Genomic DNA, 16,611 nt, shown 5'->3' on the forward strand with positions numbered 1-16,611 from the left:
TCGGCTCCGCGGGTGCGGCCGGTTCGGACAGCGCGTCCCCGGCCGGCGGATCGCTCTCATTTTCGGGAGAATCCTCTTGCGGGACCGCGTCCTGGGCGGGTATCGCACGGGGGGCATCCTGCCATGCCACGGCCGCGCCGGGAACCAGCAGCCCCAGGAAAAGCCCTGCCGCGACGGCATGATGGAAATGAGGGACTGGCCAACGCATATTCCCCATGTAAACCTCTGCCCCGACCAATTCCAGACACGAGAACAGGAGATATGGAATGAGCAAAGTCATCGAAGGCGCCGTGGCCGCGCTGGACGAGAAGGCCAAGGGCTTCGACGGCACCGCCAAATTCGTCATCGAGGGCGAAGGCTCGGTCTATATCGACGCCAACGGCGCCCGCGCCGCCGATGACGAGGCCGAGGTGACGCTGACCGCCAGCCGCGAGACCTTCGAGGGGCTGCTCTCGGGCGACGTGAACCCGACCACCGCCTTCATGACCGGCAAGCTGAAGGTCGACGGCTCGATGGGCACGGCGATGAAGCTGGGGGCGCTGCTCTCGTAAGCGATGAAGCCCGCGCCCTTCAACACCCTGCCGGGCGACCCGCTGCCCACGGCCCGCGCCTTCTGGCTGCGGGCCGATGACGGGGTGCGGCTACGCGTCGCGCATTGGCCGGCGGGCGGCGCCGAGGGCACGGTGCTGCTGTTTCCCGGCCGCACCGAATATGTCGAGAAATACGCCGAGACTGCGGCCGAGCTGAACGCCGCCGGGCTCGAGGTGCTGGCGATCGACTGGCGCGGCCAGGGCCTGTCCGACCGGCTGCAGGCCGATCTCCGGCCCGGCCATGTCGGCAGCTTCGCCGATTACCAGCGCGACGTGGTCGAGCTGGTCGTGGCGGCGCAGGAACTGGATCTGCCCCGGCCCTGGCATCTGCTGGCGCATTCCATGGGCGGCGCCATCGGCCTGGCCGCACTGGAGGCCGGGCTGCCGGTGGACAGCGCCGCCTTCTCGGCGCCGATGTGGGGTATCGCGCTGCGCGGCCTGCCGGAATGGCTGGTGCTGGGCCTGGTCACCATCCTGTGCCGGCTGGGCCGCAGCGGCCGCCCGGCGCCGCGTTCGGGGGGCGAGGAAAGCTTCGTCCTGCTGGACCCGTTCCGGGACAACCTGCTGACCCATGACGGCCGGCGCTGGGGCCGGCTGGTGGCCGAGGCCGCGGCCTGGCGCGACATCTCGGTCGGCGGCGCCAGCAACGGCTGGCTGCGCGAGGCGATCCTGGAATGCCGCCGCATGGCCGCCCTGCCCTCGCCCGCCCTGCCGGCGCTGATCGCGCTTGGCGACGGCGAACGCATCGTCTCGGCCCCGGCCATCCGCGCCCGCGCCGTCGGGTGGCCCGGCGCCACGCTGCTGGAACTGGCCGAATGCCGACACGAGCCGATGATGGAGCGCGACCCGGTCCGCGCCCGCTTCCTCGAGGCGGTGCTGGCGCATTTCTCGGCCGTCGCCGGTCCGCGCTGAGCGGCGCTTCGGCCCCCCGCTCCTTCCCTTCGACTTGTAGCCGGGCGCATCAGGCGTCACATGTGGGCGCAGAGGAAAGGAATGACGATGACGATTTCAGCCTGCCGCCTTCTGCCGCGAGACGAAAACGCCCTTCCCGTCGCAGCCGAAAACCCCGACCTGGGCCCGCTGCCGGAATGGGATCTGAGCGACCTCTACCCCGCACCGGACGCGCCGGACCTGACCCGCGACCTGGAAGCGGTCGAGAAGGCCTGCTGCACCTTCGCCCGCGACTACGAGGGCAAGCTCGCCTCGCTTTCGGCCGAGAAGATGCTGGAATGCATCGAACGCTACCAGCAGATCGACATCCTGGCCGGGCGGATCATGTCCTATGCCGGGCTGCGCTATTACCAGAACACCACCGATGCCGGGCGCGCCAAGCTGATGGGCGACCTGCAGGACCGCATCACCACGGCGACGACCAAGCTGGTGTTCTTCAGCCTGGAGTTCAACCGCATCCCCGATGCCCGCTATGACGAGGTGTTTTCGGCCGCGGATGGCCCGGCGCGCTACAGGCCGGTCTTCGACCGCATGCGGGCCATGCGCCCCTATCAGCTGTCGAACGAGCTGGAGCGCTTCCTGCACGACAATTCCGTGGTCGGCGCCGCCGCCTGGAACCGGCTCTTCGACGAGACCACCGCCGGGCTGACCTTCGATGTCGGGGGCGAGCAGCTGGGCCTCGAGGCGACGCTGAACCTGCTGACCGACCACGGCCGCGCCCGGCGCGAGGCCGGCGCCCGCGCCCTGGCCGAGGTCTTTGGCAAGAACGTCAAGCTTTTCGCCCGCATCCACAACACGCTGGCCAAGGAAAAATCCATCGAGGACAAGTGGCGCAAGATGCCGACGCCGCAGACCGCGCGGCACCTGTCGAACCATGTCGAGCCCGAGGTGGTCGAGGCCCTGCGCAACGCCGTCACCGCCGCCTATCCGCGCCTGTCGCATCGCTACTACCGGCTCAAGGCCAAATGGCTGGGCCTCGACAAGCTGCAGGTCTGGGACCGCAACGCGCCGCTTCCCAGCGAAAACCCGCGGCTGATCGCCTGGCCCGAGGCGCAGGCGACGGTACTCGACGCCTATGCCGGCTTCTCGCCCAGGCTGGCGGAGCTGGCACAGCCCTTCTTCGAGCGCGGCTGGATCGACGCCGGCGTGAAGCCCGGCAAGGCGCCGGGCGCCTTCGCGCATCCGACCGTGACCACCGTGCATCCCTATGTGCTGCTGAACTACCTCGGCAAGCCGCGCGACGTGATGACGCTGGCGCATGAGCTGGGCCACGGCGTCCACCAGCGCCTGGCGGCCGGACAGGGCGAGCTCCTGGCCGCGACGCCGCTGACGCTGGCCGAGACCGCCTCGGTCTTCGGCGAGATGCTGACCTTCCGCGCGCTGCTGGCCAAGACCAGCGACAAGGCCCAGCGCAAGGCGCTGCTGGCCGGCAAGGTCGAGGACATGATCAACACGGTGGTGCGCCAGATCGCCTTCTACGATTTCGAATGCAAGCTGCACGCCGCCCGCGCCAAGGGCGAACTGACGCCGGACGACATCAACGCGCTGTGGATGTCGGTGCAGGCGGAATCGCTGGGCGACGCCTTCGAGTTCATGCCGGGCTACGAGACCTTCTGGACCTATGTGCCGCATTTCGTGCATTCGCCCTTCTACGTCTATGCCTATGCCTTCGGCGACGGGCTGGTGAACGCGCTCTATGCCGCCTACGAGGACGGGCTGCCGGACTTCCAGGCCAAGTATTTCGACATGCTGGCAGCGGGCGGTTCCAAGCACCACAAGGAGCTGCTGGCGCCCTTCGGCCTCGATGCCTCGGACCCGGCCTTCTGGGACAAGGGCCTGTCGATGATCGAGGGCTTCATCGACGAGCTCGAGGCGATGGAGGCGTGACCGCGCCGAAGATCGCGCTGGCGCCCCTGGGCCGCGACGGTCTCGACCGCGTGGCCCATATCGCCGTGCATCCCGAGCAGGAGCCATTCTGCGGCACCATCGCCGGCCATTTCGCCGCCGACGAGCCCGATTGCGACTTCCATGTCGTGACCCGCGACGGCCGCGCGGTCGGCTTCTTCAAGATCGGCCGCGCCTATGCCGCCCGCTTCGACTTCGCCCGACCGGACGAGTTGGGCCTGCGCGGGGTGATGATCGACGCCGCCGAACAGGGGCGCGGCACCGGCAAGGCGGCGATGCGGGCGCTCGGCAGCTACGTGGCCGGGCTCTATCCGCACGCGAAAGCCCTGGTGTTGACGGTCAACGAGGTCAACCCGGTGGCGCGCGCCGTCTATCTGGACGCCGGATTCGTCGATACCGGCGCCTTCCATCACGGCGGCCGGATCGGGCCGCAGCATATCCTGCGTCTGCCGCTCTCAACCGGGCCGCCGGGGCAACCGACGTCCTGATCCCGCGGGACATCGCCCGGCTTCGGGGGCAGTTTTCCATCGCATGGGCGGCGTCCCTGCCCTATGCTCCGCCGCGAACGAGACGAAGGGGGACGGCATGATCCGCATGATCCGGCGCATTTTCCTGTGGCTTCTCGGGCTTGCGGTGCTGGGGGCCATCGCAGTCGCCATCTGGGGGCCGGGCTTCGTCGAAAGCCGGCTGAACCCGGTGACCATGCCGGCCGAGGGCTGGCCGGTCTCGCCCCGGGCCGAGGCGCTGCACCAGCGGCTGGTGATCGGCGACTGGCATTCGGACGCGCTGCTGTGGGACCGCGACCTGCTGGAGCGGGCCGAGCGCGGCCATACCGACATTCCCCGCCTGGCCGAGGGCAATGTCGCGGTGCAGGTCTTCACCACCGTCACCAAAAGCCCGCGCGGCCAGAACTACAGCCAGAACTCCGCCGATGCGCCGGACAACATCACGCCGCTGTTCATCGGCCAGCTGCGCCCGCTGCCGAGCTGGTTCAGCCTCAAGGAACGCGCCCTGGTTCAGGCCGCCGCGCTGCGCCGCGCCGCCGAAGCGGCGCCGGATCGGCTGATGCTGATCCGCTCGGCCGAGGACCTGCAGACATTGCTCGAGGCCCGGCAGAACGGTGCCACGACCGTCGGCGCCATCCTGGGCAGCGAGGGAGCCCATCCGCTGGAAGGCAATATCGCCAATCTGCAGGTGCTCTACGGCGCCGGCTTCCGCCTGCTGGGGCTCACGCATTTCTTCGACAACGAACTGGGCGGCAGCCTGCATGGCGAAGGCGGGAGCGGCTCGGGCCTGACGGATTTCGGCCGCGAGGTGGTGGCCGAGATGATGGAAAAGCGCATGATCATCGACCTCGCCCATGCCAGCCCGCAGATGGTGCGCGACGTGCTGGCCATCCCCGGCACCCGGCCGATCCTGTCGCATACCGGCATCCACAGCCGATGCGCCAGCCCGCGCAACCTGCCCGACGCGCTGGTCAAGGCGATCGCCGACAAGGGCGGCCTGATCGGCATCGGCTACTGGGCCGACGTGAATTGCGGCAAGACCCCCGCGGACATCGCGGCATCCATCCAGGCGGCCATCGCGCTGGTGGGCGAGGATCACGTCTCGCTGGGCTCGGATTACGACGGCTCGGTCGATGCGCCCTTCGATGCGGCGCATCTGGCGGCGCTGACCCAGGCGCTGCTGGATGCCGGCCTGACCGAGCCGCAGATCGCCAAGATCATGGGCGGAAACATGATGCGCTACCTTGCCCAGACCCTCTGAACGCGCCTAAGCTCGCGCCCGGATCAGGAGAGAACCATGCTGACCGTCTATGGCGTCACCCGCTCGCGCGCCTCGCGCATCGTCTGGCTGTGTCACGAGCTGGGCCTGCCCTTCAAGCAGGTGCCGGTGATCCAGGCCTATCGCCTGCCCGATCCCGACGCCCCCGACGCGCCGCTGAACACCCGTTCCGAAAGCTTCCTGAAGCTCTCGCCCGCCGGCGCCATCCCGGTGATCCAGGACGGCGATCTGGTGCTGTCGGAATCGCTGGCCTGCACGCTGCATCTGGCGCGCAAATACGGCCAGCCCTTCGGCCCCGCCGATGCCATCGAGGATGCGCTGATGCTGCAATGGAGCTTCTACGCCGCCACCGCGATCGAGCCGGACGCGCTGGCCATCCTGTTCAACCACCGGGCCGGCCAGGCCCAGGCGGGCGCCGCCCAGGCCGCCATCGCCAACGCGGCCGAACGGCTGGTCCGGCCGCTGGCGGTGCTCGAGGATCACCTGAACCGGCATGGCCACCTGGTCGGCGGGCGCTTCACCGTGGCCGACCTGAACATGGCCGAGATCCTGCGCTATGCCCAGAGCCACCGCGCGCTGATGGAGCAGTTCCCCACCGTCCAGGCCTGGCTGGCTGACTGCCAGGCCCGGCCGGCCTTTCGCAAGATGTGGCAAGAGCGGCAGGCCGAGCCCGAATAGGCCGCCGCCCTCAGCCCGCCGCGGGCGCCGCCCGGCGCTGGTCGGGATGCAGCGACGCGCCCAGGATATGCGCGGCCTGGTGGATGACATGGCCGGCATGGCCGACGATCAGCGGATCGGGCGGCGCGGCGATCTCGGCATCCTTGTCGGGATAGTCCAGCGTCGACAGGAAATGCCGCATGCAGTTCAGCCGCGCCCGCTTCTTGTCGTTCGACTTGACGATGGTCCAGGGCGCATCGGCGGTGTCGGTATAGAAGAACATCGCCTCCTTCGCCTCGGTATAGTCGTCCCATTTGTCAAGGCTGGCCAGGTCGATCGGCGACAGCTTCCAGCGCTTCAGCGGGTCGGTTTCGCGCGCGGCGAAGCGGGCGCGCTGCTCGTCGCGGGTGACCGAGAACCAGTATTTGTAAAGCCGGATGCCGGACCGGACCAGCATGCGCTCGACCTCGGGGGTCTGGCGCATGAATTCCAGGTATTCCGTGGGCGTGCAGAAGCCCATTACCCGCTCGACCCCGGCGCGGTTGTACCAACTGCGGTCATAGAACACCATCTCGCCCGAGGTCGGCAGATGCTGGATGTAGCGCTGGAAGAACCACTGCCCGCGCTCGACCTCGGATGGCTTGTTCAGCGCCACCACCCGGGCGAAGCGCGGGTTCAGATGCTCCATGAAGCGCTTGATGGTGCCGCCCTTGCCGGCGGCATCGCGGCCCTCGAACAGGATGACGAATTTCTGCCCGGTCTCCTGCGCCCAGATCTGCACCTTCAGCAATTCGGCCTGCAGCCGGGCCTTTTCCCCCTCATAGGCAACGCGGCCCATGCGGCGCGGATAGGGATAGCGCCCGGTCTCGAAAGCCAGCCGGATCGCATCGGGATCGACGGTGGGAAAGCTCCTCGGCCCCTCGCCCTCTCCGTTGCCGGTCACCGCATTCCCGGCAGCGCCGCCGTCCATGGCAGGGGCGGCGGCCGAGGGCGCGACCTGCGCCGCCTCGACCACCGCCGCTCCCGACTCGTTACTCACGGAGGTTGCCGGCGCTTCCCTCTTGACTTGCTCACCATCCATTCGCGCGCGCCCCCGTTCACCCTTCAACGACAGAACTGTGACAGCGATTCCGGCAGTCGGCCTTGACCTGCGTCAAGCTGCAGGGCGATTTGTCGCATTCGACGGGCTTGACGCGGCAGCAGGCCACAATCCTTTGCGGCTGCCGGCCCGGCCGACACTTTCCCTTGCCCATGGCCCGCCGGGCATGAGATAACCCCGGCCCAGAAGAACAAGACGAGCAGGTGCCATGGCAGACGATCTTTTCCCGACCTCGGACAAGGCGAGTGACAGCTATTCCGCCGCGTCCATCGAGGTGCTGGAAGGGCTGGAACCCGTCCGCAAGCGGCCCGGCATGTATATCGGCGGCACCGACGAGCGCGCGCTGCATCACCTGGTCGCCGAGATCCTCGACAACGCGATGGACGAGGCGGTGGCCGGCCACGCCACCCGCATCGAGGTCGAGCTCCTGGCCGATTTCAGCGTGGTGATCCGCGACAACGGCCGCGGCATCCCGATCGACCCGCACCCGAAATTCCCCGGCAAGTCGGCGCTGGAGGTGATCCTGTGCACGCTGCATGCCGGCGGCAAGTTCTCGGGCGATGCCTATCAGACCTCGGGGGGCCTGCACGGCGTCGGCGCCTCGGTGGTGAACGCGCTTTCCGACAGCATGGTGGTGCAGGTCGCCCGCAACCGCGAGCTTTACGAGCAGCGCTTCTCGCGCGGCATCCCGCTCGGACCCGTCGAAAAGGTCGGCGCCGCCCCGAACCGGCGCGGCACCACCGTGACCTTCCACGCCGACGAGCAGATCTTCGGCCACCACCGCTTCAAGCCGGCGCGGCTGCTGAAGATGGTGAAATCCAAGGCCTATCTGTTCTCGGGCGTCGAGATCCGCTGGAAGACCGAGATCGACGATGGCGAGACGCCGCCGGAGGCGGTGTTCCACTTTCCCGGCGGGCTGGCCGACTATCTTTCGGAAACCCTCGACGGTTCCTCGACCTATGCCGACCGGCCCTTTGCCGGCAGCGTCGATTTCAAGGAAAAGTTCAACACGCCCGGCAAGGTGGACTGGGCGATCAACTGGACGCCGTCGCGCGACGGCTTCATCCAGTCCTATTGCAACACCGTCCCCACCCCCGAGGGAGGCACGCATGAGGCCGGCTTCTGGTCGGCGATCCTGCGCGGCATCCGCGCCTATGGCGAGCGGGTCAGCAACAAGAAGGCGGCGCAGATCACCCGCGACGACCTGCTGGCCGGCGGCTGCGCCCTGGTCAGCTGCTTCATCCGCGAGCCGGAATTCGTCGGCCAGACCAAGGACCGTCTGGCCACCACCGAGGCACAGCGCCTGGTCGAGGGAGCGGTGCGCGACCATTTCGACAACTGGCTGGCGGCGGATACCAAATCCGCCGGTGCCATCCTGGACTTCCTGGTGCTGCGGGCCGAGGAGCGGCTGCGCCGCCGGCAGGAAAAGGAAACCGCCCGCAAGTCGGCCACCAAGAAGCTGCGCCTGCCCGGCAAGCTGGTCGATTGCTCGAACGCGAACCGCGAGGGCACCGAGCTGTTCATCGTCGAGGGCGACTCGGCCGGCGGCAGCGCCAAGATGGCGCGCGAGCGCCAGACCCAGGCGCTGCTGCCGCTGCGCGGCAAGATCCTGAACGTGCTGGGCGCCGCCAGCGCCAAGCTCGGCCAGAACCAGGAGATCGCCGATCTCTGCCAGGCGCTCGGCGTCGGTATGGGCAGCAAGTTCAACGTCGACGATCTGCGCTATGACAAGATCATCATCATGACCGATGCGGATGTGGACGGCGCCCATATCGCCTCGCTGCTGATGACCTTCTTCTTCACGCAGATGCGGCCGCTGATCGACAAGGGCCACCTGTATCTGGCCTGCCCGCCGCTTTACCGGCTGACGCAGGGGGCGCATCGCGTCTATGTCGCCGACGATGCCGAGAAGGAAGCCTGGCTGACCAGGGGCCTGGGCGGCAAGGGCAAGATCGACGTGCAGCGCTTCAAGGGCCTGGGCGAGATGGACGCCAAGGACCTGAAGGACACGACGATGAACCCCAGGACCCGCAAGCTGATCCGCGTGTCCATCGACGAGGACGAGGGCGGCGAGACCTCGGACCTGGTCGAGCGCCTGATGGGCAAGAAGCCCGAGCTGCGCTTCCAGTTCATCCAGGAGAACGCGCAATTCGCCGATGCCGAGGAGCTGGATCTCTGAGATGGCGCTGGCCGCGCCGCTGGCCATCTACGTCCTTGCGGCACTGACCGAGATCGCCGGCTGCTTCGCCTTCTGGGCCTGGCTGCGGCTGGGCCGCTCGGCCTGGTGGCTGGCGCCGGGTCTGGTGTCGCTGGCACTGTTCGCCTGGCTGCTGACCCGGGTGGAGACGGATTTCGCCGGCCGCGCCTATGCGGCCTATGGCGGGGTCTATGTCGCCGCCTCGCTGGGCTGGCTGTGGCTGACCGAGGGCCAGCTGCCGAGCCGCTGGGACCTGCTGGGCGCCGGGCTGTGCGTGCTGGGCTGTGCGGTGATCCTGGCGGGGCCGCGGGGCTGATACGGGGCAGATCCCGGCACCGCCTTCCGGTCGCGGAAGAAGACCGGAACTCGTGCGCCGAGGGACGGTCCGCAAGGACCGGACATCTCGATTGCAGGGCCTTCCCGGAACTCGCACCGGAGGGATGGTTCCTACCGCCAGGCACAGGGACCGCGTTCCCGCGCCCGGAACCCGGCCGCGAAAGGATGATCCGGGCGAGCCCATGCCGGTGACGCTTCTGCCGGGTCGGCACCACCGGCGGAGGGAGGCTCCGCAGGGACCGGACCGCCCGCCTTGGCCGCCTGGTCCGCCGGCAGCGGGGCCCGGCCGCGGGAGGATACGGCCCCGCGTGCCAGCCTCTGCCGGCTCGGTGCCGGCCGAAACCCGGCCGCGGAAGGACGGGCCCGGGGCGGCGGACGATCCCGCAGCGGCGCGGCGGGAAGCCCGGGCGGCGCTTCGGGACACGCACGGTCTCGCGCCCGCCGGCCGGCACCCATGGCCGGTCAACTGCAGGTGGTGGGCGCCCCCTTGGCGACGATCTCCTGCCAGTCCGCGCCCAGGGTTTCGCGGGCCGACAGGGCGTTGCGAGCCTCGGGCGAGCCCTCGGGGATCATCTTCACGACCATGCCCTGCGAGTAGTTCTGCTGGAAGCCCGAGAAGAAATCGCCCTGCAACCCGCTGTCGGTCTGGTCGCCCAGGATCACGAACTTGTCGCCGCCCTTGCGGATCACCTCGATGGCGGCGGATTTGAACGCGACATTGCGGGCGCCCGAGGGGCCGCAGGCCGGCGCGGCATGGGTCGCGACCTTGAACGTGTCCCGGGTCATCGGCTGGATCTGGGTCTGGGTGCATGCCGCCAGCGCCAGCAGAAGAAGCGCCGTCACCGGCAGGGCAGGAATCCGCATCTGTAAACCTCACTTGCTAGGAACCGCGGCCGCCAGCATGCGGCCCAGCGGCGTAAAGTCAAACGCGGCCTTCTTAAAATACAAGGTTTAACATTGTGTTAACCGCATCCGGGCTGCGGTTTCCGACCGCTGTTCCGATGCCTCGCCTGCCCGCCTTGCGGGCGCGGCGCGCCATGCCGGACCGCCTGCGAAGCGGCGGCGCCGGGCGGCGGGTCAGAAGCGCAGCCCGATGCTGAGGCTCGCGCCCTCGCTGCCGATGCCAAAACTGGCGGCGCCGAAGCTGATCCCGATCAGTGCCCCGGTCCAGACCTGCTGCGGCGTATGCTCGCCGGCATGGAGGCGGCTCCAGCCGGTCAACCCGGCGGCGCCATAGGCGGCGGCACCGGCCAAGGGCTTGTCCTCGAAGCATTTTCCGGAGAGGTCGGCGGCGCCGAAGAAGGCCATCGCCGTATGGCCCGAGGGAAAGCCCTTGCCCTCGCCCGAGGGGCGGCGGGCGATCGGCGCGTCGATATATTCCTTCATCGCCCAGACCAGCGCCGTCTGCAGAAGCCCGCGCACCGCGAAATCCTCGAGCCGGTCCTGGTCGGCCGCACAGGCCGCCGCGGCCAGAGGCAGGCCGTATTTCATCGCCGTGCCGAACTGCTCGAACGGATCGGCGGAGGCCGGGGCCGGCAGCAGGCCGAGAAACGCCACCGCCGCCGCCAGGGTGCCTGAGTATTTGCAGAACGGTGAAGGGCGCGGGTGCGCGCAACGGCTGCGGGCATTGCGCGGCGACCGCGTGCGGGCTTCCGGGCTGCCGGGGCCAGCAATTGCTGGGGTTTCAAGCGTGATCCGCGTGCAGCGCGGGTGCACCGCGCGTACACCGGCCGTGCACCGCTGGCCGGCAGCCGCGCTCATGCCGCCTTGCCCTCGCCCAGCCGCACCACCCGGTCCATGCGGCCAGCAAGGTCGAGATTGTGGGTGGCGATCAGCGCCGCCAGCCCGGTCTCGCGCACCAGCGCCATCAGCATGTCGAAGACCTTGTCCGAGGTCGCTGGGTCAAGATTGCCGGTCGGCTCGTCCGCCAGCAGCAGCGAGGGCTGGTTGGCCAGCGCCCGGCAGAAGGCCACGCGCTGCTGCTCGCCGCCCGAAAGCTGCGCCGGCCGGTGCGCGGCGCGATCCGACAGCCCGACGCGGCCCAGGAGGTCGCCGGCCCGCGCCCGCGCGGCCGCCTCGGCCACGCCGTTGGCCAGCTGCGGCAGCACGATGTTCTCGACCGCGGTGAATTCGGGCAGCAGGTGGTGGAACTGGTAGACGAAGCCCAGCGCCTCGCGCCGCGCCTCGGTCCGGGCACGGTCGCCCTGGCCGCTCATGTCGCGGCCGTTGATGACCACCCGCCCGGCATCGGGCGTGTCGAGCAGGCCGGCGATGTGCAGCAGCGTCGATTTCCCCGCCCCGGAGGGCGCCACCAGCGCCACCACCTCGCCGCGCGCCACGCTGAGCGACAGGCCGGAAAGCACCGGCACCGGCGCCGGGCCGTCCTTGCCATAGGTCTTGGAAATGCCCTCGAGGACCAGGACGTCAGGCATGATATGGGGCCTCCTGCGGATTCGGGTTGGCCGGGGCTGGTTCCTGGCCAATGCGGCCGGGAAGCGCGAGGTCATTCATAGCGCAGTGCCTCGACCGGGTTCATGCGCGCCGCCCGCCGCGCCGGAAAGATCGTCACCACGAAGGCCAGCCCCAGGGACAGCGCCACGGCGCGGAAGATATCCCAGGCGCGCAGCTCGCCATGCAGCGCGTAGATGCCGCGCACCTCGGGCTGCCAGGCATTGCCGCCGGTCAGCGCGTTCAGCGCCGCCATGACATGGTCGACGTTCAGCGCCAGCGCCACGCCCAGCACCACGCCGGCGGCGGTGCCGATCACCCCGGTGAAGGCGCCGCAAAGGAAGAATACCCGCAGCACCGCGCCCTCGGTCAGGCCCATGGTGCGCAGGATGCCGATGTCACGGCCCTTGTTCTTGACCAGCATGATGAGGCCCGAGGTGATGTTCATCGAGGCGATCAGCACCAGGATCGCCAGGATGACGAACATCACGTCATCCTCCATGTCCAACGCGGCGAGGAAGCTGCCCGATGCGTCGCGCCAGGTCCAGACCTGGCCGTGCTCGCCCATCGCCGCCAGCAGCTGCGGCGTCCAGTCGTCCACCCGCTCGGGGTCCCGGACGAAGACCTGGATCTCGTCGGCGACGCCCTCGCGGTTGAAGAAGCCCTGCGCCTGGGCCAGGGGCATGTAGATGCGGGCCTCGTCTATGTCCCAGCGCCCGGCCGAGAAGACATAGGTCACCTCGTAGCTTTCCACGCGCGGCGTGGTGCCCAGCGGCGTCTGCGCCCCCTCGGGCGAGACCAGCTGGATGCGGTCGCCGACGCCGACGCCCAGGGTCCGCGCCAGGCCGATGCCGATGGCGACGCCCTTGTCGTAATCGCCGATATTGCCGCTGGCGCGCTGGGGGTCGACCACGCCGGGCAGCGCCTTCAGCGCCTCGGCCGAGATGCCGTAGACATCGCCCAGCCCCCGCGCCCCGCCCTGGGTGGCCATGACCTTGCCGCGCACCGCCGGATCGGCGCGGGTGACGCCGGGGATCGCCGCGATCCGGGCGGCGAGGGCGTCGTAATCGGCGATGGTGCCGGGGGTGACGTAGGTTTCCTCGGTCAGCTCATTATAGACCTGCGAGGGCGAATGATAGACGGTGCTGTGCGGATTGGCGCCCAGGATGGTGTCGACGAAATCGGCGCGGAAGCCGGCGCGGACCGCCAGCGTGGCGATCAGCGCCATGACGCCCAGGGTGATGCCGATCAGGCTGATCCAGGTCATCACGCTGACCCCGCCCTCGGCCCGGCGGGCGCGCAGGTAGCGCCAGGCGATCAGGAATTCGTAACGCGAAAACGGGGCGGGACTGGCCATCGCTCACCTCATGTTGGGTCGCGCCTGATTGGCGGCTTTGCCGGGGTTTTGCAAGCCAACAAGGCCGTGACCTTACAGCGGGCCGGGCCGGCGTTCCTCGGAGAGCATGACGTTCGCCTCGACCTGGCCGACCCCGGGCAGGGTCATGATGCGGCGGCGCAGGATGCGTTCGAAATCGGCGATGTCGCGGGCATGGATGCGCAGTCGGTAGTCGAACTGGCCCAGCACGTGCTGGACCACCTGCACCTCGGGGATGGCGGTCACCGCGCGCTCGAAATCCTCGAGGCTGCTGCGGCCCTTGGCGGCCAGGCGGATGCCCAGGAAGACGGTGACGCCGAATCCCAGCGCCGCCTCGTCCACCACCACGCGGCGGCCGGCGATCACCCCCGCCTCGGTCAGGCGCCTGATGCGCCGCCAGGTGGCGGGCTGGGTCAGGCCCAGGGCGCGGCCGATCTCGGCCGCGCCGCGGGTCGCGTCCTGGGCCAGGAGCCGCAGGATGGCCAGGTCGGTGGCGTCGGGGACGAAGCTCACAGCGGCAGTTCCTGCACGTCCTTGATGGTGCTGACCAGCATCAGCGCGTCGCTGTCCTGGACATGCGGCAGGGTCAGGATGCTTTCGCGATAGATCTGCTGCCAATGCGCCATGTCGCGGGCGATCACCGACAGCCGCAGATCCACCGAGCCGAGGAAGGTCTGGATCTCGGTCACCTCGGGGACGCGGCGGGCGGCGGCCTGGAATTCGTCGAAGGCGCGCGGGTGGGTCTTGTCGAGGGTGAAGCGCAGGCTGACCTGCACCTCGTAGCCGAGCTTGCGCCAGTCGATGCGGGTCTGGGTGGCGCGGATCACCCCGGTCTCGCGCAGCTTCTCCAGGCGCCGCCAGAGGCTCGCCGGAGTGACGCCCGCGCGCAGGGCCAGCGCGGCATTCGCGATGTCGGGATCGGCGAGAAGCTGGCGCAGGATGCGGCGGTCGGTGGTGTCGGGCATGATTTTTTCGATTAGATAAGTTATTACTTATTATAGTTTCGCAATTGAAGATAAAAGTGCGAAAAATGCGCTGATCTGCCGGCGCACGGCTGCTACAACCTCTTCAGCGAAATGGAGGGAGATTCCGATGCGCGTTTACTATGATCGCGATTGCGACGTGAACCTGATCAAGGACAAGAAGATCGCCATGCTGGGCTATGGCAGCCAGGGCCATGCCCATGCGCTGAACCTGCGCGATTCGGGTGCCAAGAACGTCGTCGTGGCGCTGCGCGAGGGCTCAAGCTCGGCCAAGAAGGCGGAAGCCGAGGGCCTGAAGGTCATGGGCATCGCCGAGGCCGCCGCCTGGGCCGACCTGATCATGTTCACCATGCCCGACGAATTGCAGGCCGAGACCTACAGGAAATACGTCCATGACAACCTGCGCGAAGGCGCCGCCATCGCCTTTGCCCATGGGCTGAACGTGCATTTCGGGCTGATCGAGCCGAAGCCGGGCGTCGATGTCATCATGATGGCGCCCAAGGGCCCCGGCCACACCGTGCGCGGCGAATATGTCAAGGGCGGCGGCGTGCCCTGCCTGTTCGCGGTCCACAACGACGCCACCGGCAAGGCGCAGGACCTGGCGCTGAGCTATTGCTCGGCCATCGGCGGCGGCCGCTCGGGCATCATCGAGACCAATTTCCGCCAGGAATGCGAAACCGACCTGTTCGGCGAGCAGGCCGTGCTGTGCGGCGGCCTGGTCGAGCTGATCCGCATGGGCTTCGAAACCCTGGTCGAGGCCGGCTACGAGCCGGAAATGGCCTATTTCGAGTGCCTGCACGAGGTGAAGCTGATCGTGGACCTGATCTACGAGGGCGGCATCGCCAACATGAACTATTCGATCTCGAACACCGCAGAATATGGCGAGTATGTCTCGGGCCCGCGCATCCTGCCCTATGAGGAAACCAAGGCGCGGATGAAGGCGGTGCTGACCGACATCCAAACCGGCAAGTTCGTGCGCGACTTCATGCAGGAGAATGCCGTGGGCCAGCCCTTCTTCAAGGCCACCCGCCGCATCAACGACGAGCACCAGATCGAGAAGGTCGGCGAGAAGCTGCGCGCCATGATGCCGTGGATCAGCAAGGGCAAGATGGTGGACAAGGAGCGCAACTGAGCGCCCCTGCCCCGGAAATGGAAAGCCCCGCCGATGGCGGGGCTTTTTCATGTCACGAGACGCCCTGCGCCGCTTGCAGCCGGTCGATGGCCCGCTGTTCGTCCGCGGCGGTCCAGCCGGCCTGCAGGAGCCGCAGCAGCTGCGCGATGAAGGCCGGATCGACGGCCCGCAGCGCCGCCAGCTGCTGGTCCGAGAGCAGGTTCACATATTCCAGCGCCACGTCGTCGCTGTCGGTGAAATGCGCCGCCTCCAGCCGGTCGAAGATCGCGCGCAGCCGCCTGGTGTTGGTGCCGAGCCCGGCGCAGAACTTCGCCAGCCCCTTCTCGTCCATGTTGACGGTCATGCCCCAGCCGCCAGTGCGGAAGCGGTTCACCACGAATTCGCCGTCCTGCGCGACATAGTTCAGGAAGCCATGCGCGACCTTGAAGCCGACCTTGGAGCTGGACCAGTCCATGGTCAGGTCGAGGAAGCTGACCGGGTCGAAGGTATAGGCGTTGTTCACCCGGTTCAGCCCGACCGGCCAGCCGCGCGCCGGCGAGCCGAAGCTGTTCACCTCGAGGCCCCGGACCGATTCCGCGCCCTTGACCAGCGTCACCGCGGAAAGCGCGTTCGAGGTCACCAGGTTGCCCTGGCTGTGACAATAGATCGGTGTGCCCAGCATGCCGCCCGGCTGGCCGATCAGCAGCGCGAACAGCGATTGCGCCGCCGGGTTGCCGGCCAGCATCTCATGCGCGAAATCTTCCTTGGTCAGCATCGGGCGCTTCTCGCGGCTCTTCTGCCAGACCTGGTCGAAGAAAGCGATCCAGTTGGTGTTGTGGTTCAGGTTCGAGGTCTGGACCTGGGTCAGCCGCGCCTTGTCGGTGATGCACTGGAACAGATCGGCCCAGAAACCGTCCTTGCGGTTGTAGACGCCGACGACCGGGCAGCCCAGCATCAAGGACAGCGCCTCGGCGCTGGCGCGATGGTCGGCGCCGGTGTTCATCATGCCGTTGACGAAGATCACCGGCCTGGTCGGGTTGAACCAGCTCTTGTTCTGGACCTCGGGCGAGACGAAGCGCGTCACCGCCCCGTCCGCCGAGGGCGTCGTGCCCTGCGCAATGGTCGGGAATCGCATGAAAGCTCCTTGTGACAATGGGCCGGCGGATCGGCCGGG

At 68.4% G+C, this 16,611-nt stretch carries 17 protein-coding genes; 9 read left to right on the top strand and 8 right to left on the bottom strand.

Translation table 11 applies throughout. The features are described from left to right. Positions 1-266: 266 nt before the first annotated feature. The 6 genes from I9P22_RS03290 (at position 267) to I9P22_RS03315 (ending at position 5,909) form a co-directional block, all read left to right on the top strand. Entirely contained in the window at positions 267-551 is a 285-nt protein-coding gene (locus tag I9P22_RS03290; protein WP_199257969.1) for an SCP2 sterol-binding domain-containing protein, read from the top strand. Between the two features lie 3 nt (positions 552-554). Then, positions 555-1,502, top strand: coding sequence for an alpha/beta fold hydrolase (locus I9P22_RS03295; RefSeq protein WP_199257970.1), 948 nt, complete (start codon positions 555-557; stop codon positions 1,500-1,502). 87 nt (positions 1,503-1,589) lie between these two features. Then, positions 1,590-3,428 carry a M3 family oligoendopeptidase gene (locus I9P22_RS03300; RefSeq protein WP_233253176.1) on the top strand — a complete coding sequence of 613 codons (1,839 nt, stop codon included), beginning with the start codon at positions 1,590-1,592 and terminating at the stop codon, positions 3,426-3,428. Beyond that, positions 3,425-3,934 carry a GNAT family N-acetyltransferase gene (locus I9P22_RS03305; RefSeq protein WP_199257971.1) on the top strand — a complete coding sequence of 170 codons (510 nt, stop codon included), beginning with the start codon at positions 3,425-3,427 and terminating at the stop codon, positions 3,932-3,934. Before I9P22_RS03300 ends, I9P22_RS03305 begins: the two co-directional genes overlap by 4 nt. 97 nt (positions 3,935-4,031) lie before the next feature. Continuing rightward, positions 4,032-5,213 (top strand): dipeptidase, encoded by a 1,182-nt coding sequence (locus tag I9P22_RS03310; protein ID WP_199257972.1) that lies wholly within the window; start codon positions 4,032-4,034, stop codon positions 5,211-5,213. 36 nt (positions 5,214-5,249) lie between these two features. Then, complete coding sequence (locus tag I9P22_RS03315; RefSeq protein ID WP_199257973.1) at positions 5,250-5,909, top strand: glutathione S-transferase family protein; 660 nt, start codon at positions 5,250-5,252, stop codon at positions 5,907-5,909. Between the two features lie 10 nt (positions 5,910-5,919). Here the strand turns inward: I9P22_RS03315 and ppk2 are convergent, their stop codons facing one another. After that, positions 5,920-6,858: a polyphosphate kinase 2 gene (ppk2, locus tag I9P22_RS03320; protein ID WP_199258023.1), complete on the bottom strand. Its 939-nt coding sequence runs from the start codon at positions 6,856-6,858 to the stop codon at positions 5,920-5,922. 337 nt (positions 6,859-7,195) lie between these two features. Here ppk2 and parE point away from each other — a divergent pair, with 337 nt between their 5' ends. Then, a complete protein-coding gene (gene parE / locus I9P22_RS03325; protein ID WP_199257974.1) occupies positions 7,196-9,166 on the top strand; it encodes a DNA topoisomerase IV subunit B in 1,971 nt (656 codons plus the stop codon). A gap of 1 nt (position 9,167) precedes the next feature. Then, positions 9,168-9,500 (top strand): YnfA family protein, encoded by a 333-nt coding sequence (locus I9P22_RS03330; RefSeq protein ID WP_199257975.1) that lies wholly within the window; start codon positions 9,168-9,170, stop codon positions 9,498-9,500. A gap of 482 nt (positions 9,501-9,982) precedes the next feature. Here I9P22_RS03330 and I9P22_RS03335 read toward each other — a convergent pair whose 3' ends face one another. The 6 genes from I9P22_RS03335 to I9P22_RS03360 form a co-directional block, all read right to left on the bottom strand. Beyond that, positions 9,983-10,384 (bottom strand): hypothetical protein, encoded by a 402-nt coding sequence (locus tag I9P22_RS03335; RefSeq protein ID WP_199257976.1) that lies wholly within the window; start codon positions 10,382-10,384, stop codon positions 9,983-9,985. Between the two features lie 213 nt (positions 10,385-10,597). Then, the gene (locus I9P22_RS03340) at positions 10,598-11,077 is read right to left on the bottom strand and encodes a phosphatase PAP2 family protein (protein ID WP_332908994.1); all 480 of its coding nucleotides are present in this window, start codon (positions 11,075-11,077) and stop codon (positions 10,598-10,600) included. A 200-nt stretch (positions 11,078-11,277) separates the two neighbouring features. Next, the gene (locus I9P22_RS03345; RefSeq protein WP_199257977.1) at positions 11,278-11,952 is read right to left on the bottom strand and encodes an ABC transporter ATP-binding protein; all 675 of its coding nucleotides are present in this window, start codon (positions 11,950-11,952) and stop codon (positions 11,278-11,280) included. Positions 11,953-12,023: 71 nt separating this feature from the next. Continuing rightward, positions 12,024-13,325 carry an ABC transporter permease gene (locus tag I9P22_RS03350; protein ID WP_199257978.1) on the bottom strand — a complete coding sequence of 434 codons (1,302 nt, stop codon included), beginning with the start codon at positions 13,323-13,325 and terminating at the stop codon, positions 12,024-12,026. Positions 13,326-13,397: 72 nt separating this feature from the next. Further along, a complete protein-coding gene (locus tag I9P22_RS03355) occupies positions 13,398-13,856 on the bottom strand; it encodes an Lrp/AsnC family transcriptional regulator (protein ID WP_199257979.1) in 459 nt (152 codons plus the stop codon). Next, positions 13,853-14,308, bottom strand: a complete 456-nt coding sequence (locus I9P22_RS03360; protein ID WP_199257980.1) for an Lrp/AsnC family transcriptional regulator — start codon at positions 14,306-14,308, stop codon at positions 13,853-13,855. Before I9P22_RS03360 ends, I9P22_RS03355 begins: the two co-directional genes overlap by 4 nt. 127 nt (positions 14,309-14,435) lie before the next feature. Here I9P22_RS03360 and ilvC point away from each other — a divergent pair, with 127 nt between their 5' ends. Beyond that, positions 14,436-15,458 carry a ketol-acid reductoisomerase gene (gene ilvC / locus I9P22_RS03365; RefSeq protein WP_199257981.1) on the top strand — a complete coding sequence of 341 codons (1,023 nt, stop codon included), beginning with the start codon at positions 14,436-14,438 and terminating at the stop codon, positions 15,456-15,458. Between the two features lie 52 nt (positions 15,459-15,510). On the opposite strand, the gene I9P22_RS03370 is transcribed toward ilvC, so the two are convergent. Continuing rightward, complete coding sequence (locus I9P22_RS03370) at positions 15,511-16,572, bottom strand: hypothetical protein (protein WP_199257982.1); 1,062 nt, start codon at positions 16,570-16,572, stop codon at positions 15,511-15,513. Between the last annotated feature and the right edge of the window lie 39 nt (positions 16,573-16,611).

Source organism: Paracoccus binzhouensis (assembly GCF_016446475.1).
Classification (GTDB): Bacteria; Pseudomonadota; Alphaproteobacteria; order Rhodobacterales; family Rhodobacteraceae; genus Paracoccus; species Paracoccus binzhouensis.

Bases quoted from the DNA above. Each gene is read 5' to 3' on its own strand.
- I9P22_RS03290 (WP_199257969.1), top strand. From the start codon at position 267: ATGAGCAAAGTCATCGAAGGCGCCGTGGCCGCGCTGGACGAGAAGGCC.
- I9P22_RS03295 (WP_199257970.1), top strand. From the start codon at position 555: ATGAAGCCCGCGCCCTTCAACACCCTGCCGGGCGACCCGCTGCCCACG.
- I9P22_RS03300 (WP_233253176.1), top strand. From the start codon at position 1,590: ATGACGATTTCAGCCTGCCGCCTTCTGCCGCGAGACGAAAACGCCCTT.
- I9P22_RS03310 (WP_199257972.1), top strand. From the start codon at position 4,032: ATGATCCGCATGATCCGGCGCATTTTCCTGTGGCTTCTCGGGCTTGCG.
- I9P22_RS03315 (WP_199257973.1), top strand. From the start codon at position 5,250: ATGCTGACCGTCTATGGCGTCACCCGCTCGCGCGCCTCGCGCATCGTC.
- ppk2 (WP_199258023.1), bottom strand. From the start codon at position 6,858: ATGGACGGCGGCGCTGCCGGGAATGCGGTGACCGGCAACGGAGAGGGC.
- parE (WP_199257974.1), top strand. From the start codon at position 7,196: ATGGCAGACGATCTTTTCCCGACCTCGGACAAGGCGAGTGACAGCTAT.
- I9P22_RS03330 (WP_199257975.1), top strand. From the start codon at position 9,168: ATGGCGCTGGCCGCGCCGCTGGCCATCTACGTCCTTGCGGCACTGACC.
- I9P22_RS03335 (WP_199257976.1), bottom strand. From the start codon at position 10,384: ATGCGGATTCCTGCCCTGCCGGTGACGGCGCTTCTTCTGCTGGCGCTG.
- I9P22_RS03345 (WP_199257977.1), bottom strand. From the start codon at position 11,952: ATGCCTGACGTCCTGGTCCTCGAGGGCATTTCCAAGACCTATGGCAAG.
- I9P22_RS03350 (WP_199257978.1), bottom strand. From the start codon at position 13,325: ATGGCCAGTCCCGCCCCGTTTTCGCGTTACGAATTCCTGATCGCCTGG.
- I9P22_RS03360 (WP_199257980.1), bottom strand. From the start codon at position 14,308: ATGCCCGACACCACCGACCGCCGCATCCTGCGCCAGCTTCTCGCCGAT.
- ilvC (WP_199257981.1), top strand. From the start codon at position 14,436: ATGCGCGTTTACTATGATCGCGATTGCGACGTGAACCTGATCAAGGAC.
- I9P22_RS03370 (WP_199257982.1), bottom strand. From the start codon at position 16,572: ATGCGATTCCCGACCATTGCGCAGGGCACGACGCCCTCGGCGGACGGG.